This window comes from Klenkia brasiliensis (assembly GCF_900100695.1).
Taxonomy (GTDB): Bacteria; Actinomycetota; Actinomycetes; order Mycobacteriales; family Geodermatophilaceae; genus Klenkia; species Klenkia brasiliensis.
The window spans coordinates 99,830-118,632 of sequence record NZ_FNCF01000008.1; the positions used below are offsets into that span (position 1 = coordinate 99,830).

21 protein-coding genes are annotated in these 18,803 nt (G+C 75.7%); 9 read left to right on the top strand and 12 right to left on the bottom strand.

Annotated features, from left to right (window positions below; translation table 11 throughout):
* Together BLT39_RS20275 and clsA are read right to left on the bottom strand one after the other, a co-directional pair.
* The gene (locus tag BLT39_RS20275) at positions 1-933 is read right to left on the bottom strand and encodes a DUF881 domain-containing protein (protein WP_091068435.1); all 933 of its coding nucleotides are present in this window, start codon (positions 931-933) and stop codon (positions 1-3) included.
* Positions 930-1,565 carry a cardiolipin synthase ClsA gene (gene clsA / locus BLT39_RS20280; RefSeq protein WP_242658578.1) on the bottom strand — a complete coding sequence of 212 codons (636 nt, stop codon included), beginning with the start codon at positions 1,563-1,565 and terminating at the stop codon, positions 930-932. Before clsA ends, BLT39_RS20275 begins: the two co-directional genes overlap by 4 nt.
* An 87-nt stretch (positions 1,566-1,652) precedes the next feature.
* Here clsA and BLT39_RS20285 point away from each other — a divergent pair, with 87 nt between their 5' ends.
* Positions 1,653-2,381 carry a GAF and ANTAR domain-containing protein gene (locus BLT39_RS20285; protein ID WP_091068439.1) on the top strand — a complete coding sequence of 243 codons (729 nt, stop codon included), beginning with the start codon at positions 1,653-1,655 and terminating at the stop codon, positions 2,379-2,381.
* Here the strand turns inward: BLT39_RS20285 and chrA are convergent.
* The 3 genes from chrA to BLT39_RS20300 all read right to left on the bottom strand — a co-directional run bounded on the left by chrA (position 2,374) and on the right by BLT39_RS20300 (position 4,816).
* The gene (chrA, locus tag BLT39_RS20290; RefSeq protein ID WP_207508235.1) at positions 2,374-3,750 is read right to left on the bottom strand and encodes a chromate efflux transporter; all 1,377 of its coding nucleotides are present in this window, start codon (positions 3,748-3,750) and stop codon (positions 2,374-2,376) included. The two genes, BLT39_RS20285 and chrA, sit on opposite strands and share 8 nt — an antisense overlap.
* A 69-nt stretch (positions 3,751-3,819) precedes the next feature.
* Positions 3,820-4,209, bottom strand: a complete 390-nt coding sequence (locus tag BLT39_RS20295; protein WP_091068447.1) for an STAS domain-containing protein — start codon at positions 4,207-4,209, stop codon at positions 3,820-3,822.
* A gap of 127 nt (positions 4,210-4,336) precedes the next feature.
* Positions 4,337-4,816 carry a pyridoxamine 5'-phosphate oxidase family protein gene (locus BLT39_RS20300; protein WP_091068450.1) on the bottom strand — a complete coding sequence of 160 codons (480 nt, stop codon included), beginning with the start codon at positions 4,814-4,816 and terminating at the stop codon, positions 4,337-4,339.
* A 97-nt stretch (positions 4,817-4,913) separates the two neighbouring features.
* Between BLT39_RS20300 and BLT39_RS20305 the strand changes: the two genes are divergently transcribed.
* Positions 4,914-5,228: an STAS domain-containing protein gene (locus BLT39_RS20305; RefSeq protein WP_091068454.1), complete on the top strand. Its 315-nt coding sequence runs from the start codon at positions 4,914-4,916 to the stop codon at positions 5,226-5,228.
* 152 nt (positions 5,229-5,380) lie between these two features.
* Positions 5,381-6,115 carry a mechanosensitive ion channel family protein gene (locus BLT39_RS20310; protein ID WP_091068457.1) on the top strand — a complete coding sequence of 245 codons (735 nt, stop codon included), beginning with the start codon at positions 5,381-5,383 and terminating at the stop codon, positions 6,113-6,115.
* On the opposite strand, the gene BLT39_RS20315 is transcribed toward BLT39_RS20310, so the two are convergent.
* Positions 6,103-7,143 (bottom strand): FAD-dependent oxidoreductase, encoded by a 1,041-nt coding sequence (locus BLT39_RS20315; protein WP_091068460.1) that lies wholly within the window; start codon positions 7,141-7,143, stop codon positions 6,103-6,105. The genes BLT39_RS20310 and BLT39_RS20315 overlap by 13 nt on opposite strands.
* A 134-nt stretch (positions 7,144-7,277) precedes the next feature.
* Between BLT39_RS20315 and BLT39_RS20320 the strand changes: the two genes are divergently transcribed.
* From BLT39_RS20320 to BLT39_RS20330, 3 genes are all read left to right on the top strand, one after another.
* Positions 7,278-7,862 carry a helix-turn-helix domain-containing protein gene (locus tag BLT39_RS20320; RefSeq protein ID WP_091068596.1) on the top strand — a complete coding sequence of 195 codons (585 nt, stop codon included), beginning with the start codon at positions 7,278-7,280 and terminating at the stop codon, positions 7,860-7,862.
* Between the two features lie 118 nt (positions 7,863-7,980).
* Entirely contained in the window at positions 7,981-9,645 is a 1,665-nt protein-coding gene (locus tag BLT39_RS20325) for a protein kinase domain-containing protein (protein WP_242658579.1), read from the top strand.
* A gap of 65 nt (positions 9,646-9,710) precedes the next feature.
* Positions 9,711-10,571 carry an ATP-grasp domain-containing protein gene (locus BLT39_RS20330; RefSeq protein WP_091068463.1) on the top strand — a complete coding sequence of 287 codons (861 nt, stop codon included), beginning with the start codon at positions 9,711-9,713 and terminating at the stop codon, positions 10,569-10,571.
* Between the two features lie 4 nt (positions 10,572-10,575).
* On the opposite strand, the gene BLT39_RS20335 is transcribed toward BLT39_RS20330, so the two are convergent.
* Both BLT39_RS20335 and BLT39_RS20340 read right to left on the bottom strand, forming a co-directional pair.
* The gene (locus BLT39_RS20335; RefSeq protein ID WP_242658580.1) at positions 10,576-12,063 is read right to left on the bottom strand and encodes an MFS transporter; all 1,488 of its coding nucleotides are present in this window, start codon (positions 12,061-12,063) and stop codon (positions 10,576-10,578) included.
* An 89-nt stretch (positions 12,064-12,152) separates the two neighbouring features.
* Positions 12,153-13,604, bottom strand: coding sequence for an MFS transporter (locus tag BLT39_RS20340; protein WP_091068466.1), 1,452 nt, complete (start codon positions 13,602-13,604; stop codon positions 12,153-12,155).
* Between the two features lie 81 nt (positions 13,605-13,685).
* On the opposite strand from BLT39_RS20340, the gene BLT39_RS20345 reads away from it, so the two are divergent.
* Together BLT39_RS20345 and BLT39_RS20350 are read left to right on the top strand one after the other, a co-directional pair.
* Entirely contained in the window at positions 13,686-14,363 is a 678-nt protein-coding gene (locus BLT39_RS20345) for a TetR/AcrR family transcriptional regulator (protein WP_091068469.1), read from the top strand.
* Positions 14,360-14,950, top strand: coding sequence for a GNAT family N-acetyltransferase (locus tag BLT39_RS20350; RefSeq protein ID WP_091068472.1), 591 nt, complete (start codon positions 14,360-14,362; stop codon positions 14,948-14,950). Before BLT39_RS20345 ends, BLT39_RS20350 begins: the two co-directional genes overlap by 4 nt.
* Here BLT39_RS20350 and BLT39_RS20355 read toward each other — a convergent pair.
* Together BLT39_RS20355 and BLT39_RS20360 are read right to left on the bottom strand one after the other, a co-directional pair.
* Positions 14,896-15,717 (bottom strand): CPBP family intramembrane glutamic endopeptidase, encoded by an 822-nt coding sequence (locus tag BLT39_RS20355; RefSeq protein ID WP_207508237.1) that lies wholly within the window; start codon positions 15,715-15,717, stop codon positions 14,896-14,898. The two genes, BLT39_RS20350 and BLT39_RS20355, sit on opposite strands and share 55 nt — an antisense overlap.
* 53 nt (positions 15,718-15,770) lie before the next feature.
* Complete coding sequence (locus BLT39_RS20360; protein WP_091068475.1) at positions 15,771-16,478, bottom strand: SDR family oxidoreductase; 708 nt, start codon at positions 16,476-16,478, stop codon at positions 15,771-15,773.
* 77 nt (positions 16,479-16,555) lie between these two features.
* Here BLT39_RS20360 and BLT39_RS20365 point away from each other — a divergent pair, with 77 nt between their 5' ends.
* Complete coding sequence (locus BLT39_RS20365) at positions 16,556-16,909, top strand: MerR family transcriptional regulator (protein WP_091068477.1); 354 nt, start codon at positions 16,556-16,558, stop codon at positions 16,907-16,909.
* A 4-nt stretch (positions 16,910-16,913) separates the two neighbouring features.
* Here BLT39_RS20365 and BLT39_RS20370 read toward each other — a convergent pair whose 3' ends face one another.
* Complete coding sequence (locus BLT39_RS20370) at positions 16,914-17,999, bottom strand: MSMEG_0565 family glycosyltransferase (RefSeq protein ID WP_091068481.1); 1,086 nt, start codon at positions 17,997-17,999, stop codon at positions 16,914-16,916.
* Positions 17,996-18,796 (bottom strand): carbon-nitrogen hydrolase family protein, encoded by an 801-nt coding sequence (locus BLT39_RS20375; RefSeq protein ID WP_242658581.1) that lies wholly within the window; start codon positions 18,794-18,796, stop codon positions 17,996-17,998. Before BLT39_RS20375 ends, BLT39_RS20370 begins: the two co-directional genes overlap by 4 nt.
* Positions 18,797-18,803: the final 7 nt, after the last annotated feature.

Below are 18,803 nucleotides of genomic sequence, written 5' to 3' on the forward strand. Positions count from 1 at the left end.
TCAGTCTCCGTCGTCCCCGGCCGGTGCCGTGCCCGGGGGGCCGGACGGCGCGCCGGTGTCGGGGGTCAGCGGCCGGGCCGACCGCAGCTCGGGGCTGCTGGCACCGGGCAGCTCCAGGTCGTCGGACCGGTTGAACTCGAAGACCCAGTCGTAGGTCCGGGACAGCTGGGCGAGGTAGGTGGCCTCGGGAGCGGCCAGGAACCCGTTCTGCAGGGCGGTGGGGTCGCCGACGGCCAGCACCTCGTAGGGGCTGCTGACCGGCCGCAGGTCGACCAGGATCGCCCCGCCGGCCTGGCGGATGGTGGTGGTGGGGCCCAGCCGCTGGCCGTCGACGCTGATCGCCTCGGCCCCGGCGGACCACAGGGCGTTGACCAGCAGCTGCAGGTCGCGGTCGAGCACCTGCGCGACCTCGCCGTCGGAGGGGGCGGCGGTGGCGACCGGGTCGTCGTCGGCCGAGGGCAGCGCGTTGCCCAGCGTCACGGTCAGCCCGGGCCCGTGCACCGGCTCGGTGGCCGCGCCGGCCTCCTGCCGGGCCAGCTGGTCCAGCGCGAGCTGGCCGCCGGTGGACGCCGACAGCGCCTGGTCGCGGGCGGCGCCGACCTCCCCCTGCACCTGTGCGAGGGAGGCGACGAGGTCGTCGGTGACGCCGGACTCCCGGTCGATGTCGGCGATGAGGGCGGCCCGGATCTCCTGCCGGCCCTCGGTGCCGGCGGAGGCCTGGCCGTAGGTCAGGGCGGCGAGCAGGCCGGCCAGCACCATGGTCACCGCGACCAGCGCCTGCCCCCGCGAGCGCGCGCCGCGGGTGGGCGCCGGCCGGGCGGCGCGGGCCGCGGCGGCCTGCGCGTAGGCCGGGTCGACGGTCTCGGCGAGGACCTGGTCGAGCAGGGACGCCCCCAGTGACCGGGTGCGGGAGGGCTGCTGGGTCGTCGTCACGCCGGGACCCGCTCGGCCCGGGCCTGCCGGACCAGGCCGACGGCCTGCACCACGTACAGGACGGCGGACAGCAGGTACAGCGCACCACCCCAGATGGTCAGCGCGTAGGCGACCGGGGCGACCACCGCGGCGAGCGTGCCGGTGCCGGCGGCCAGCAGCAGCAACGGGAACGCGTACAGGAACAGGAACGTCGCGGCCTTGCCGAGGTAGTGCACCTGCAGCGGCGGCCAGCCGTACCGCCGCAGCACCAGCAGCACGACGGCCAGCACCAGCTCGCGGGCGACGATGGCGGCGACGAACCACAGCGGGACGACGTCGCGGATCACGAAGGCGACCAGCGTGGCCACGATGTAGAGGCGGTCGGCGGCCGGGTCGAGCATCGCCCCCAGCCGGCTGGACTGGCCCAGCGCCCGGGCGAGCTTGCCGTCGGCCCAGTCGGTGACCCCGGAGACCATGAGGACGGCGACCGCCCAGCCGTCGGCCTGCGGGCCCAGCAGCAGCCAGAGGAACAGCGGGACGCCGAGCAGCCGCAGCACCGACAGCGCGTTGGGCACCGTCCAGACCGCGTCGCCCAGCTCGTCGCGCGACGGCGCCGGGGCCGCGCTGCCGGTCCTGCCCTGGGCGCGCGTCACGCGGACAGGTTAGTGCCCGGGTCGGTCACGGAGGGGTGAACCGGCGCCGGACGGGGCAGGTGAGGTGCACGACCCGGGGAGGGCGGCATGGGCACGGTGCACACGGCGGGGACCACGCCCGAGGGCGGTGGGCTGGCGCGGCGGCTGCCGCTGCTGCCGGTGACCGAGCAGACGGTGCAGTCCGTGGCGCTGCTGGTTGCCCGGCACGTCGAGGCGGTGCTGCCGGCGGCGGCGTCGGCCTCCCTCACCCTGCTGCGCGGCCGGCGGGCCCGCACCGTGGCCGCCACCGGGCTGCTGGCCCACGAGCTCGACGAGGCGCAGTACACCGAGGGCACCGGTCCGTGCCTGGACACCGCGCGCAGCGGGGAGCCGCACCTGCTGGCCGACGCCCGGGTCGACGAGCGCTGGCCCGCCCACGCGGCGGAGGCCCGCCGCCGGGGCACGCTGAGCTGCCTGTCGGTGCCGGTGCCCCGCGAGCACGGCATCCGGGCGGCGGTCAACGTCTACGCCGAGCCCGCGGGCGCCTTCGTCCCCGACGACGTGCCCGCGGTCGCCGCCGAGCTGGTCGGCGTCGCGGTGGTGCTGGCCAACGTGCTGGACCACCAGGACCTGGTCGCGGCGGCCGACGGGGTGCGGCAGGCCGAGGAGAGCCGCGCGGTGATCGAGCAGGCCAAGGGGCTGCTCATGCAGGAGCACGGCTGGGACGCCGACCAGGCCTTCGCCGAGCTGCTGCGGCGCTCCAACGACACCAACACCCGCGTGCGGGACCTCGCCGCGGGGTTGGTGTCCGCGGCGGGTCGGCCCACGGTCAGCTGACCGGCAGCCCCGCGAGACCGGCGACCAGCCCCAGCGCGGCGCACACGCCGAGGACGGCGAGGACCGACAGCTTCGCGCGGAACAGCAGCACCGCGGCGAGGACGGCGAGCACCACGGCCAGCGGCCGCAGCGTGCCCGGGTCGGGCACCAGCAGCGACACCGGCCCCCACCGCACCTCGCCGGTCCCGCGGAACAGGGTGTGCACGGCGAAGTAGAGGCCCAGGTTCGCGATCACGCCCACCACGGCGGCGGTGATGCCGGTCAGCGCGGCGGACAGGCTCCGGTTGCCGCGCAGCCGCTCCATCCAGGGCGCCCCGAGCAGCACGAACAGGAAGCTCGGCACGAAGGTCACCCAGGTGACCAGCAGGGAGGCCAGCACCGCGGCGACCCACGGGTCCAGGTCACCCGGAGCCCGGTAGGCGCCGAGGAAGGCCACGAACTGCACGACCATGACCAGCGGTCCGGGCGTGGACTCGGCCAGCGCGAGGCCGCGGACCATCTCCCCCGGCGCCAGCCAGCCGTACCCGCCGACGGCCTGCTGGGCGACGTAGGCCAGCACGGCGTAGGCGCCGCCGAAGGTCACCACCGCGGTGCCGGAGAAGAACAGCCCCTGCTCGGTGAGCGTGCTGCCGGCCCCGGTGAGCAGGGCGACCGCCACCAGGGGCACGCCCCAGGCGACGAGGCCCACGAGCAGCACCCGCACCGACCGGCGCCAGGAGGGGGCCGCGGTGTGCAGCACGTCGTCGGGCACGACCGGGGGCGGGCCGTCGTCGGGCACGGCGGCGGCCGCCCGCTCCCGCAGCAGGGCCGGCCGCCAGCGGCCCAGCGCGAACCCGGCCGCACCGGCCAGGACCACGACCACCGGGAACGGCACCCCGAACAGCGTCAGCGCGAGGAAGGCCGCGACGGCGATGCCCACGAGCGCCGGGCTGGTCAGCGCGCGCCGTCCCACCCGGGTCACGGCCTGCACCACGACGGCGAGCACCGCCGGGGCGAGGCCGGCGAAGAGGGCGAGGACCGCCGTCGTCGTCCCGAAGGCGACGTAGACCGCCGAGAGCACGAGCAGCGCGACCACGCCCGGCAGCACGAACAGCCCGCCGGCCACCAGGCCACCGCGGGTGCCGTGCAGCAGCCAGCCGACGTAGGTGGCCAGCTGCTGGGCCTCCGGTCCGGGCAGCAGCATGCAGTAGTTCAGCGCGTGCAGGAACCGGCGCTGGCCGATCCAGCGCTTCTCCTCGACCAGCGAGCGCTGCATGACCGCGATCTGGCCGGCCGGGCCGCCGAAGGTCTGCAGGGAGATGGCGAACCACGCGCGGACCGCGGCGCGGAACGGGACGACGGTCGGGCCGGTGTCCTCGACGGCGGGCACGCGCGCATGCAACCACAGCCGGTGGGCCGCGCAGTACCCAGGCAGGGCAGTGCCCAGGCGGTGCGGAGGTCAGGCGGGGCGGACGTCGAACAGCCGGTCGAGCCCGGTCAGCCGCAGCGGCCGCAGCGCTGCGCGGCTGCCCCACAGGGGCACCCCGGCCCCGCGGTCGTGGGCCACCTGGGCGAGCAAGCCCACCCCGGGGCTGCCGAGGAAGGTGACCTGCCGGGCATCCAGGCACTGCACGCCGTCCAGCGTCGGCGCGGTGGCCCGGAACGCCAGGCACAGGTCGGTGCCGACGTCGCCGGCCAGGACCAGGGTGCCGGCGACCAGCGTGATCGACCCGTGGACGGTCGACGTGCCGACGACCGGGACGCCGTCGGGTCGCGCCAGCGACTCGTGGTCGGTGAGCGAGTCCAGCTCGGGTCGGTGGTCCGCCGGGTGCTCGACGGCTTCGTGCATGGGGTGCTCCTCGTCGGGGCCGGGACCGGCCCTCGACCCAGTGGACGCCGCATTGCGGAACGGATCCAGACCCCTCACCCGGACGGGTGCCGCCCGGCCCGGCGCGGGCCGGGCCGGGCGACGCCGGTCAGGGCAGCTCGACCTTCTCGTTCTCCCCGACGTCGGCGCGCTCGCCCTTCGCCTTCGCCTTCACGAAGCTCAGCGCGGTGGCCACCGCGCCCGGGGTGTCCCAGTACTCCGCGCTGTCGCCGTCGACCTTGATGAGCACGACCGAGGGGTCCTCGGGGCCCTGCGGCAGCCACGCCTCGGCGCCGGAGTTCCACAGCTCCTTCTTCTTGGCCACGTCGGTGACGACGCTGCCGCGACCGGAGATCGAGACCCACGCCGACCTCGACCCCGTGGTCACGTTGACCGTCGGGTTGGCCTGGATGCTCTGGGCCGGCCCGCCACCGGCCTCGGCGAAGAACCACAGGTCGCCGTCGAACTCGACCTCCTGGAGCGACATCGGCCGGCTCTGCAGCGAGCCGTCGGCGCCGACCGTCGTCAGCATCGCCATCTTCTCGTCCGCCACCAGCTCGCGGACCTTCTCCACACCGTGCTCGGCCACGGGTCCTCCCCCTCTGTTGGATGCCCGCACCCTCTTCCCCGCCGCTCCCGGGTCGAACCCCCGTGGTGGGTGCGCAGGACGCTAGGGTCGGTGCGCCATGGACGACGACCTCCCCGACCTGGACGCCATCACCTCCGGTTCCATCACCGTCGACGGCAGCACCCTCGTGCTCGCCGGCGACGTGGACTTCGCCCTCGTCAACGCCTGGGAACGCTCCGAGCAGGCGACCGACGACGTCGCGCGCATCGACGCCCAGCGCGTCACCTTCATGGGCAGCGCCGGCATCACGCTGGTCATCAAGATCGCGCGTGCCGCCGAGCCGCGCACCGTCGAGCTGCTGCACCCCAGCCGGCCGGCCCTGCGGCCGCTGCAGGCGATGGGCGTGGACAAGCTGCTGCGCATCACGACCTGACGCGGGCTGCGCCGGCCTGCGGCGTCGCCCGGCTTACGCCGTAGAGAACGTGTTTCTCCAGAAGATCGTGGGGCACTGATCGGCTGCACCCGGGGCGTCCCGGGGCCCATCCCGGACCCCGGCATGGTCGAGCCAGACCTTGGAGACCCCGCATGAACGACGTCGGCCAGTCCACGCGCAACGCGCTGGACACCGTCCTGCAGTTCCTCCCCCGCCTCGTGCTGTTCCTCGTCATCCTCGCCGTCGGCTACTTCATCGCGAAGGCCCTCGAGAAGGTGCTGGTCCGGGTCCTCGACCGGGTCGGCTTCGAGCGGGCCGTCGAGCGCGGCGGCATCAAGCGCGTGCTGGCGAACTCGCAGTACGACGCGGGCCAGATCCTGGGCCGCATCGTCTTCTACGCCGTGATGCTCTTCGTGCTCTCCACCGCCTTCGGCGTCTTCGGCCAGAACCCGATCAGCGACTACCTGTCCGCGGTGATCGGCTACCTGCCGCGGGTGTTCGTGGCGATCCTCATCCTGGTCATCGCCGCCGCGGTCGCCGCCGGCGCGAAGCTGCTGGTGCAGAACGCGCTGGGCTCGCTGTCCTACGCCCGGGTGCTGGCCAACGCCACCTCGACGCTGATCCTGGCGCTGGGCGTCATCGCCGCGCTGGACCAGCTGCAGATCGCCCAGAACGTGGTCAACGCCGTCCTGTACGCCTCCCTCGCCGCCCTGGTGGGCGTCGTCGTGGTGGCCGTCGGTGGTGGCGGCATCGTCCCGATGCGCCAGCGCTGGGAGAAGGTGCTGGACAAGGTGGAGTCCGAGGCGCCCTCGGCCCGCCGCGAGGTGCAGTCGACCGGCAACCCGGTGGACGCCGTCCGCGACGAGGCGCAGCGCTACACGAACTGAGGTAGGTCGTCGACCGGCCCGGACCCCGTCGGGGGTCCGGGCCGGTCCGCTGTCCGGGGCCCGAGGAGCGCGGCGGCGAACCGGACGACGGCCTCGGCGCAGCCCCACGACAGGGTCAGCCCGGCGCCGCCGTGGCCGTAGCAGGCCACGACCGGGACGGCGCCGCCCGGGACCGGACCCAGCCGCAGGGTGGCCCGCGCGGGGCGCAGGCCGTAGGCGGCCCCCAGCACATCCTGCCCGGCCAGCGCGGGCACCGCCGCGACCACCCGCCGAAGGATCTGCTCCTGCACGCCGGGGTCGACCGCCGTCGTGGCGGGCCACGGGTCGGCGGTGCCGCCGCACACCACGTCCTCGCCCCGCGGGATGACGTAGGTCAGGCCCGCCGGGTCCTCCTCGTCGAGCAGCCACTCGACCAGGCCCGGGTTGCGCAGCCGCACCACCTGGCCGCCCACGGGGTGGCCGGGGTCGGGGTCGGCCACCAGCTCCCCCGACCGGCCGCCGGCGGCCAGCACGACCAGGTCGGCCGCGGTGGCCGCGGCGGTGGCGTCCAGGTCGTGCACCTGCGCGCGCTGCTCCACGACGCCGAGGTGGCCGCAGCGGTCGCGCAGCCAGCGCAGGTAGTGCGGGGTGTCGGCCACCGGGAGCGACGCCCGCACCCCGGAGGCGGCGCCGGCGGGCAGCTCGTCGGCACGCGCCTCGCGTGGGCCGATCGCCGCGGCCGTCCACGACCGGTCCGGTGCCGCGGTCCGCTCGACCACCGTGCCCGCGCGGACGGTGACCGCCGTCCCCGGCCGGTCGGCGAGCTCCTCGAAGCGGGCCCGGGACCGCAGCAGGACGTCGTCGGCCCCGGGCGGGGTCGTCACCCGGTAGGGGAACCACAGGCCCCCGGCGACCCCGGACACGCCCTCGTGGGCGGCGCGGTCGCCCACGACCAGCACGGTCGCGCCCGCGGCGGCCAGGTCGTGCGCGGCCGACAGCCCCACCACCCCGGCGCCGACCACCGTGACCCGCGCACCCTCGAGACCCACCGACGCGTCCTCCTCACCGACGGGGCCAGTCTGCACCCGCCCGCTCGACGCACCAGGACGGCCGACCGCACGTGCAGGTGGACCAGCGGGGGCCGCTCGTCCCCCTCCCCCGGCTGACCGGCGAAGATGCTGCCGTGGCCGCCCCTCACCCCGCGCCGTCCGGGGAACCGCTGCGCATCGGCGCCAAGCTGCGCGCGACCCGCCGGGCGCAGGGGCTGACGATCGACCAGCTGGCGGAGGCGACGGCGCTGACCAAGGGCTTCATCAGCCGGGTGGAGCGGGACGAGACCTCCCCGAGCGTCGCCAGCCTGGTGACCCTGTGCCAGGTGCTCTCCCTGCCGGTCGGCGCCCTGTTCGACGACCCCGTGCAGCGGGTGGTCCCGCTCGCCGACGCCCCGTTGATCAACATGGGCGGCTCCGGCGCGGTCGAGCGGCTGCTCACGCCCCGCGCGGAGTCCCGGGTGCAGCTGCTGCGCTCGACCCTGCAGCCCGGTGCGAGCGGCGGCTCGCAGCTCTACACGATCAACTGCGAGGTGGAGTCGGTGCACGTGCTGCGGGGGCGGGTCACCCTGCGGTTCGCCAGCGAGTCCGTGGAGCTGGCCGAGGGCGACACCCTCACCTTCTCCGGCCGGGACCCGCACACCTGGTCCAACCCCGCCGACGTCGAGTCCGAGATCATGTGGACCATCGTCCCGGCGGCCTGGAGCGGCTCGGCCTGACCGGAGCGCTCACGCACCGTGAGGGCGGGGGTGGGAGCGGTGCCGACGTCCCCTGTCGGCGCACCTGGACGGGTGACGCCGACCGGCGGGACGGTCCGGGACGGGAGACCCTGTGCCGGTGCCCGAGCTCCCCGTCCTCGCCGACCGGTACGAGCTGCGGTCGCTGATCGCCACCGGCGGCATGGGCCAGGTGTGGCGGGCGCACGACCGCCGGCTGTCTCGGCCGGTCGCGGTGAAGGTGCTGCGCGACGAGTACGCGGGTGACCCGGAGTTCCTGGCCCGGTTCCGCGCCGAGGCCCGGCACGCCGCGCTGCTGGGCCACCGCAACGTCACCGCGGTGTACGACTACGGCGAGACCGGGGTCGACGGGGGCGAGCACCTGGCCTGGCTGGTCATGGAGCTGGTGCCCGGGGAGTCCCTGGCCGCCGTCCGCCGGCGGGTGGGGGCGCTGCCGGCCGAGCAGGTGCTCGACGTGGTCGCGCAGGCCGGTGCCGGGCTGGCGGCGGCGCACGAGGCCGGGATCGTGCACCGGGATGTCAAGCCCGGGAACCTGCTGCTGCGGCCCGACGGGTCGGTCGCCGTCACCGACTTCGGCATCGCCTGGTCGGCCGGGAGCACGGCGCTGACCAGTGCCGGGCAGGTGGTCGGCACGGCGCACTACCTGTCCCCGGAGCAGGCGCGGGGGCAGGTGGCCACCCCCGCCGGCGACGTGTACGCCCTGGGCATGGTGGCCTACGAGCTGCTGGCCGGCCGGCGCGCCTTCGACGGCGACAACTCGGTGGCCGTGGCGATGCGGCAGCTGCACGACGAGCCCGACCCGCTGCCCGACACCGTCCCCGCCCCCGTGCGGGAGCTCGTCGCGGCGATGCTGGTCAAGGACGCCGCGGGCCGGCTGGCCGACGGCGACGCGGTGGTGGCCGCCGCCGAGGGCGCCCGCCGTCGGCTGGGCGCCACGGACGAACCCACCCGCCCGCTCGCCGTGGTCCCCCCCACCGCCCGGGCCCTGCTGCGCACCCCCGGTCCGGACCGGGGGCCGGCGCGCCCCCGCTGGACCCGCCGGCGGGTGCTGGCCTCGGCCGCGCTGACCGGGTTCCTCGTCGTGGGCGGCGGCGCGGTCGCGGTGGTCGGTCTCGGCGGCACCACGGCGCCGGCGGTGGCCGAGCCCGCGACGACCTCGAGCACCCCGGCCGCCGTGACCCTGGACGCCGCCGACTGGACCGGGCGTCCCGTGCAGGAGGTGGTCGCCGCGCTCACCGCTCTGGGCTTGTCGGTCACCAGCACCGAGGTGGCCGGCGACGGGTCCACCGCGGGCCTGGTCACCGGGGTCGACCCGACCGGCACGCCGCTGCCGCCCGGCGCCGCGGTCACCGTCTCCTACGGGTCGGCCGCCCCGGCGGCGGATCCGACCACCGACCCCTCCCCCGCGACCGTCGACGTCCCGGCCGCACCCACGCTGACCGTCGTCTCCGACACCGGCGCCGCGGACACCGGCGCCGCCCCCGCGGCGGAGCAGGTCCCCGCGACCCAGGCCGCGGCGACCCGGGCGGCCGCGGAGGAGCCGGCCGGCACGGCTCCGGGGGCCGGGAGCACCCCGGGCCCCGATCGCGCACCCGGGAACGGACCGGGGACCGGCACCGGCTCGGGCGCGGGGAACGGCCCGGGGAACGCCGCCCAACCGGGCAACGGCAACGGCAACGGCAACGGCCGGGGGAACGGCAACGGCCCGGGCGGCGGCCACCGGGACGACGACCAGGGACCCGGACGCGGGCACGGCGCCCCCTGACCGTCCGGGGACCCGCGGCCGGGGGTGCGACGATCGGCGGCACCACCGGCGAGGAGGACCACCCCGTGACGATCTCCACCCTGGCGTGGGTCACCACCCACCCGGCCCGCGGCCGCGACGACGACGAGCCCCTCGCGCTGGCGGCCCTCCTGCGCACCGGGGTCGCCGTCGAGGTCGTCGACCGGGACGACGCCGGGGTCGACTGGGCCGCCTTCGACCGGGCGGTGCTGCGCTCGACCTGGGACTACGCCGACCGGCTCCCCGCCTTCCTGGACTGGCTCGCCCGGGTGGACGGGGTCACCGACCTGGTCAACCCGCTCCCCGCCGTCCGGTGGAGCCTGGACAAGCACTACCTGCGCGAGCTGGCCGACGCGGGCGTGCCGGTCACCCCGACGGAGTTCGTGCCGCCCGGCACCGCGCCGGCCTTCCCGGCCGGCCGCTTCGTCGTCAAGTCGGCCGTGGGTGCCGGCAGCCGGGGGACGTCGACGTACCGCCCGGGCCAGGAGGACGCCGCCGCCGACCACGTCGGCGGCCTGCACCGCAGCGGCCAGGTGCCGCTGGTGCAGCCCTTCGTCCCGTCCGTGGCGACCGACGGCGAGTGGCCGCTGGTCTTCCTCGGCGGTGCGTTCAGCCACGCGGCGAGCAAGCGCGTCGCGGTCCCCGAGGCCGCGCTGGTGCAGGACCTGTTCGCGCAGGAGGAGAACGCCGCGCACACCGCCACCGCCGAGCAGGTGCAGGTGGCCGGGACGGCGCTGGACGTGGTCACCCGCAGGTTCGGCCCCCTGCGCTACGCGCGGGTGGACCTGGTGCGCGCCGAGGACGGCACCTCCCAGGTGCTGGAGGTCGAGCTGGTCGAGCCCTCGCTGTTCCTCACCTGCGCCGACCCCGCGGCCCCGGACCGGCTGGCCGCCGCGCTCACCGGCTGAGGCGTCAGCCGGCGTGCACCGCCGCCTCGGCGGGCAGGTCCTCCCGGCTGGCCTTGATCAGCACCGCGGAGACGACCGCGGCGACCAGCAGGAAGCCCGCCCCCCACGCGAAGGCGGTCGTGTAGCCCTCGACCTGGGCGACGAGCGGGGCGGTGGGGTCGGCAGGCGTCGGCGGCCGCTCGGCCAGCGCCTCGGTGATCGCGGTGACCGAGAAGGTGGCCAGCAGCGCCGTGCCCACGGAGGCGCCGACCTGCTGCACGGCCTGCAGCACCGCGCTGGCCGCGCCGGCGTCGTGCTCCCCGACCCCGACGAGGGCCAGATTCGACAGCGGCACGAAGGTGAAGCCGAGACCCAGGCCCAGCAGCACCTGCCCGGGTAGGGCGACCTGCCAGAACGGGGTGGACAGGCCCAGGAAGGACAGCAGGAACAGCCCGGCTGCGGCGAACAGACCGCCGGCGACCATCAGCGGCTTGGGCCCGACCCGCGGGACGAGCTGGCTGGCGCTGCCGGCCGCGACCAGCACGCCGGCGGTCACCGGCAACGAGGCGAAGCCGGCGGCGACCGGGGTGTAGCCGAGCACCTGCTGGAAGTAGAGGCTGAGGAAGAAGAAGGACCCGATGAGCCCGGCCCCGACGAGCGTGGCGGTCAGGTACGCCCCGCCGCGGTTGCGGTCGAGCACCAGCCGCATCGGCAGCAGCGGGTTGCGCACCCGCAGCTCCACGACGACGAACGCGGCGACCAGGACCAGGCCGACACCGATGAAGGCCAGGGCCGGGCCGTTGGCCCACGGGCTGCCGCCGTCCCCGGACTGCGCCGCCTCGGCCACCTTGGTGAAGCCGTAGACCAGGGAGGCCAGCCCGACGGTCACCAGCACGGCACCGGGGACGTCGTAGGTGGTCTCCCCCGGCGCCCGCGACTCCGGCACGATCCGCCAGGCGGCGACGACGGCGAGGACCGCGATCGGCACGTTCACCCAGAAGCACCAGCGCCAGTCGGCGTACTCGGTGAGCACACCGCCCAGCAGCAGGCCGACCGCCGAGCCGCCGCCGGCGATGGCGCCGTAGACGGCGAAGGCCTTGGCCCGCTCGGCCGCGTCGGTGAACAGCACGGTGATCAGCGCCAGGGAGGCCGGGCCGAGCAGCGCACCGAAGGTGCCCTGCAGGGCGCGGGCGGCGAACAGCATCGCCTCGTTGGTCGCCAGCCCACCCAGCGCCGAGGCGAGGGCGAAGCCGACCGCGCCGACCAGGTAGGTCCGCTTGCGGCCCCAGAAGTCCGCGACCCGCCCGCCCAGCAGCAGGAACCCGCCGAAGGTCAGCGTGTAGGCGGTGACGATCCACTGCTGGTTCGCCTCGGTGATGTCCAGGTCGGCCGAGACGGCCGGCAGCGCGATGTTCACGATGGTCGCGTCGAGCACGATCATCAGGACCGTCACGGCGATGACGGCCAGGGCCAGCCAGCGCTGCGGGTAGGGGTGGGCGTCGGGCTCGGTCACAGCTGTCCCTCGGTGCGGGTGGGTGGGTTCGGGTGCGGACGCCGTCGGCCGACACCTGGACGGTAGCTGTGTGCAACCAGTTCGGCGCGTCAGTGCTCGTCGGTGGCCCGGGAGTCGGTGAGCGACAGGGCGCCGTAGGTGGCGACCAGGCCGACGACGCCGGCCAGCACCAGGTAGGTGATCCGCTCCCCGCCGAAGAAGGACGTCACCAGGTCCGACGTCCAGACCCCGGCGGGCAGCGTCGCGGTCACCAGCGCGGCGATCATGGTGCCGACGACGGCGGTGCCGAGGCTGGTGCCGATCTCCTGGGCGGTGTCGTTGAGCGCGGCCCCCATGGTGGTGCGGTTGGCCGGCATCGCCTCCACCAGCGCGACCGCGCAGATGGTCATGATGGTGCGCAGCCCGACGGTCAGCACGACCATCGCGACCGCGATCGCCGGGTAGCCGTGCTCGACCCCCCAGGCCATGCCGAGCATCGCCACCACGAGCAGGACCGCGCCGACCAGGCAGGCCGTGCGGTGGCCGAACCGGGCCGCCAGCCACTCCGACAGCGGGGTGGCGGCGATCATCGTGACGATCAGCGGCAGGTTGGCCAGGCCCGCCCGGACCGGGCTCCAGCCGTACGCGTACTGGAAGTGCAGGACCAGCCCGAACATGACGCTGGCCATGGTGATCGAGGCGGCCATCTGAGTGATGGCCGCGCCGCGGGCCGGCCCGGCCGCGAACAGCCGGAGGTCGACCATCGGGTGCTCGGCGGCCAGCTCGTGCCGGACGAAGAGGGTGCCCGCGGCCAGGGAGCCCAGCGCCGCGAGGAGGGTGACGGGTGCGAGCCAGCCGTGCTGGACGCCGCTGGTGAGCGCGTAGCAGCCCAGGCCGACGGCGGCGACCGTCAGGACGGCGCCGGGCAGGTCCAGGGGGTCGGCGGTCAGGTCCTCGCGGCGGTCGGCGGGCACGCCGAACCGGACGCCGATCCAGGCGATGAGCGCGATGGGGGCGTTGACCAGCAGCAGCCAGGTCCAGCTCACGTGCGCCAGCGCGGTGCCGCCGAGCAGCGGGCCGAGCACGAAGCCGGACATGCCGACGACCATGACGACGGTGATGGCGCGCATCCGCAGCTTCTCGTCGTCGAAGAGCCGGAAGATCAGCGACATGGTCACCGGGGCCATCGCCGCGGCGGCGAGGCCGAGCGCGGCGCGCAGCGCGATGAGCTCACCGGTGGTGGACACCCACACGACGGCGAGGCTGGTCGCGCCGAAGGCGGCCAGACCGGTGAGCAGCACCCGCCGGCGCCCGAGCCGGTCGGCGGCCGCGCCCGCGGTGAGCAGGAGACCGCCGAAGGTGAGGGAGTAGGCGCCGGTGACCCACTGCAGCGCGGTCGTCCCGCTGCCCAGGTCGCGGCCGATGGTGGGCAGCGCGATCGACAGCAGCGTGTTGTCGACCATCTCGACGAAGAAGGCCAGGCAGAGCGCGGCGAGCGGCACGGCGGCGGCCCGCAGCGACGCGTGGGTCGGTGCGGGGGCGACGGGGTGGGTGGTGGTCATGGCACACCTCCGAGTGATCGAACAACGTTCGATTCTCGAACGCGGTTCGAACCATAGAACGCCGTTCGATAGAGTGCAAGCATGACCGGACGACGACGGGCGACCCACTCGCTGGAGGCCGTCCTGGCAGAAGCCATCGCCCTGCTCGACGAGGCAGGGGAACCGGCGCTGACCTTCCGGGCGCTGGCCGCCCGGCTGGGCGGCGGCGTCGCCAGCATCTACTGGTACGTGTCCAGCAGGGACGAGCTGCTGGACCGGGCCACCGACGAGGTGATGGGCCGCCTGCTGGAGGACACCGCCGACCTGGGCCGGGGTCCCGACCCCGTGGCGGACCTGCGCGCCCTGTCGCTGGCCCTGTTCGACGAGATGCGCCGCCGGCCCTGGTTCGGCACCTACATGCTGCGCAACACCGGCCTGCAGCCGAACTCGATGCTGATGTTCGACCGGCTGGGCCAGCAGCTCATGCGCCTGGACCTCACCGCGAAGCAGCAGTTCCACGCGGTGTCGTCGCTGGTCAACTACGTCGTCGGGGTGGCCGCGGACATGGCGCAGCCGCCACCGCAGGAGTTCCTCGACAGCGGGATGGAGCCCGACCGGTTCCTGGCGGTGTACGCCGAGCGGTGGCGCGCGCTGGACCCCGACCGGTACCCCTTCGCCCACCACGTCGCCGACGAGTTCGCCGTCCACGACGACGAGGAGGTCTTCCGGTCCGGTCTGGACCTGCTGCTCGCCGGCATCCGGGCGCAGGCCGGCCGGTGACGGGCCGGCCCCCTGCCCCGGTCGGCGTGCGGGCCGGCACGCCGCTGGTCACCCCGCGGCTGGTCGTGCGGTCCTTCCGGGTCGCCGACACCGCCGACCTCCTCTCCTACCAGGACCACCCCGACGTCCGCCGGCACCTGCCCGGACCGGCCATGGACGCCGCCGCGGCCGGGCGGTACGTCGCCGCGCAGGCCGCGCTCACCGGCGCCGAGGTCGACGCCTGGCACGGGTGGGCCGTGGAGCTGCGGGCCACCGGCCGGGTCATCGGCGACGTGGGCGTGTGGGTGCCCGCCGGGGACCCACCGCGTGGCGACGTCGGGTTCCAACTGGCGCCGAGCCACCACCGGCAGGGCTTCGCCACCGAGGCGGTGTCCGCGCTGTGCGACCACCTCCTGGGCACCGCGGGGCTGGTCTGCCTGACCGCGGGCTGCGACGCCGCGAACGCCGGGTCCCAGGCGGTGCTGCGGGCCGTGGGCATGACCGCCCTGGTGTCGACCGGCGGGACGGTCCGCTTCGAGCTCCGGGGCCGGGCTCACCCCGTCGGGGACCCCGGCAGCCAGGGGACGTGCCCGACCAGGAGCGCGTAGCCGACGAAGGCGACGACGTCGATGAGGGTGTGCGCCACCACCAGCGGGCCGACCCGGCCCCAGCGCTGGTACAGCCGCCCGAACAGCAGCCCCATCGCCACGTTGCCGACGAACCCGCCCAGGCCCTGGTAGAGGTGGTAGCTGCCCCGCAGCACCGCGCTCACCGCCAGGGCGCGGCCGTCGGACCAGCCCAGCTGGCGCAGCCGGTGCAGCAGGTAGGCCGCGACCAGCACCTCCTCGAGCACCGCGTTCTGCGCGGCGGACAGCACCAGCACCGGGATCCGCCACCACGTGTCGGGCAGCGCCTCGGGCACCACCGTCAGGTTCGCCCCCACCCCGCGGGCGGCGAGGTACAGGGCCAGCCCGGTGCCGCCGACGAGGGCGGCCAGGCCGACCCCGCGGGCCAGGTCCGCGCCGGCCCGCACGGGACGCAGCCCCAGCGGGCGGGTGCCCTCGCCGGACCGGGTGAGCAGGTGCACGACCAGCAGCACCGGCACCAGCCCGGTGAGGAGGTAGGTCAGCTGCAGTGCGAGGTCCAGCCACGGCCGGCCGGGCGCCGCCGACCCGTTGAGCACCGCGGCCTGCTGTGCGAGCGGAGCGGGCTCGAGCAGCGCACCGACGAACTGCACCGCCGCGCGGACCCCGGACGCCCCCAGCGAGAGCGCGAAGACCAGCCACACCTCGGTGACCAGCCAGCGCCGCGGCAGGGCGCCGGCCGGTCCCGCGGTCAGGGGTGCTGCTCGCCGGTCGCCGACGTCGGGTGTCACGGCCGCAGTGTCGACGGGCCGGCTGTGCGTTCCCTGGTGGTCGCCGGGGCGGGTCAGGGACGGGGCGCCACCGCGGCGTGCAGCTGCGCGGGCGGGCCGGCCAGCAACCGCTTGGCCTCCCGGGTCTCCTCGTCGGCCAGCACCTCGTCGGCGCCGGCGGCCAGGCCGTCGAGGACGGCCCGGACGACGTCCGCGGGGTCGTTCTTGGGCACGTCCCAGCCGGCCATCATGTCGGTGTCCGTGGAGGACAGGTGCGCGCCGAGGACCTGGGTGCCCTGGGCGGCCAGCGCCAGCCGGGTGCTGTGGGTCAGCGACCACTGCGCCGCCTTGGCCGCGGCGTAGGCGCCGTTGCCCGGGTAGGTGCGGAAGGAGAGCACCGACAGCACGTTGACCACGGCTCCCCCACCGGCCCGGGCCAGCGCCGGGGCGAAGGCGCGGGTGACGCGCAGCGTGCCCCAGTAGTGCACGTCCATCTCCTCCCGGGCACGGTCCAGGTCCCCGGTGAGCAGGTCGGTGAGGGTGGCGATGCCGGCGTTGTTGACCAGCAGGGACACGTCCGGGGCGTGCGCGGCGGCGAGGTCGACGCTGCGCTGGTCGGTGACGTCGAGCCGGAGCGGCTCGACGCCGGGGAGGTCGACGGTGCGGGGGTCGCGGGCGGTGGCGTGCACGCGTGCACCGCGGGCCAGGAGCTGGCGGGCGAACTCGCGGCCCAGGCCCCGGTTGGCGCCGGTGACCAGTGCGGTGGCGTTCTCGATGTCCATGCGTCCGACGCTAGGATCTGACACGCGTGTGAGGTTCAAGACCGGCTGCTGTGAGCTGCGGCACGAGGAGGACGAGGGTGCGGATCGGGGAACTGGCCCGGCGGACCGGGGTGAGCACCAGGTCCCTGCGCTGGTACGGCGAGCTGGACCTGCTGCGGGAGCACCGGACCGGCGGCGGGCACCGCGAGTACGACGCGGACGCGGTGGCCCGCGTGGAGCTGATCCAGCTGCTGTTCGCCGCCGGGGTCCCGGCCCGGCACGTGGCCGAGCTGCTGCCCTGCATCTACTCGGGGACGACGACACCGGCCATGGTCGCGCGCCTGGAGGAGGAGCGGTCCTCCCTCGCCGAGCGGGCCCGCTCGCTGGCCGAGACCCTCGGGCGGCTGGACCAGGTCCTGGTCGAGGCACGGGCCCGCGTGGTCGTCGCCTGACCGGTCACCGCAGGGTGCGGTAGAGGGCCAGGTGCGCGGCGGCAGCGGTGTCCCAGTCGTGCGCGGCGGCCACCGTGCGCCCCGCCGCCACCCGCGCCGGGTCCGCGCCGGCCGCGGCGGACACGACCGCGTCGGCGAACGCGGGCGGCGTGGCCGCGAAGTCCGCCACCCCCTCGAACACCTCGCGCAGCACGGGCAGGTCGCGGGTCACCAGCGGGACCCCGGCGGCCAGCGCCTCCATGGCCGCCAGCCCGAAGCCCTCCTTGGTCGAGGGGAAGGCGAACACCTCGGCGGCGGCGACCAGCGCGGGCAGCCGGTCGTGGTCGACCGGGCCCAGGACGACGGGGGCCACGCCGAGCGCGCGGGCGCGGGCGTCGACCTCGGCGCGGTAGTCGCGGTAGTCGAACAGGGTCTCGCCCCCGGCCACGACCAGGCCGAGGTCCGGGCGCCGGTCGCGCACCAGCGCCATCGCCTCGACCAGGTCCAGCGTGCCCTTGCGCGGCTCGATGCCGCCCACGGCCAGCACGTACCGGCCCAGCCCGGCCCGCCACCGGGCCCGCTCCGCCTCGCCGTCCGGCCCGGCCGCGGCGGCGAAGCGGGCGCCGTCCACCCCGTTGGGGATGACGGTGGCGGTCCGGCCCCACCCGTCCCGGACCTCGGCGGCGACCGCGGCGGAGACGCAGACCAGGGTGTGCGGGGTGACCACGGCGCGCTCGTGGCAGGCGGCCAGCTCCGGGGTGGTGAACCGGTCGAGGTGGTGCACGGTGCGCACGCAGTCGGGCACGGCGTTGGCCGAGATGCAGTCCTGGGCGTGCACCACGTCGTAGTCCTCGTCGCCGAACGCCGCCCCGAGCACCGCGATGGAGCGCAGGATCCGGGCGCCGACGTCCTCCCCGGGCACGTCCGGGAACGGGACGAGCCGCAGCCCGACCGCGGGGTCGACCGGCCGGAAGAACGCCGCGTCGCCACCGCGGCCCAGCGACCAGACGTGCACCTGGTGCCCGGCCCGGGCCATCGCCTCGGCCAGCGCGAGGGTGTGCACGACCCCGCCGCAGGGCTTGGTCGAGTAGGTCAGCAGCGCGATCCTCACGAGTAGGCCTCCGGACGGAGTTCGCGCAGGTGCGACAGGACCAGCCGGGCGCGGGCGACCTCGCCGGCCACGTCGAGCTCGGCGACCGCCAGGCCGGCCTTGGCCCAGGTGCGGGCCAGCACGTCGCCGCCGGGGCCGACGACCTTGGACTGGCCCAGGAACCGCAGCCGGCCCATCGTCCCGGTCTGGTTCGCCGACACCACGACCACCTGGTTCTCCGCCGCGCGGGCGCAGTCGTAGAGGTCGAACAGGCGGGACTGCCGGTCCTGCAGCAGCCGCGGTGCGCGGTTGGTCAGCGAGGCCGGCCAGGCCGAGAGGCAGGCCAGCAGCTGGGCGCCGTCGCGGGCCAGGGTGCGGCCGGCCTCGGGGAAGGTCTTGTCGTAGTCCACGAGCATGCCGAGCCGGCCGACCGGGGTGTCGAAGGCGGCGAACGCGTCGCCGGCGGCGTAGGCCGCGAGCTCCCCGGCGGGCTGGTGCACCTTGCGGTGCCGGCCCAGGACGCCGTCCCCGGTGAGGCACACGGCGCTGTTGAAGAACTCCCCGCCCGCCGCCTCCCGGTAGGCCAGGCAGACCACCGCGGGCCCGGCCGCGGCGGCCAGCCGGTCGAAGACGGCGTCGTCGGGGGCCAGCGCCGGCGGCAGCCCGGTCTCCCCCACCGCGCCGAACCCACCGAGGTAGCCCCCGAGCGTGGCGTCGGGGAAGACCAGCAGGTCCACCCCGCGCGCCCGGGCGTCGGCGGTGATGGCCTCCACCTTGGCCGCGCAGGTGTCGACGTCGCGTCCGAAGTGCGCCGCCACGGCGGCG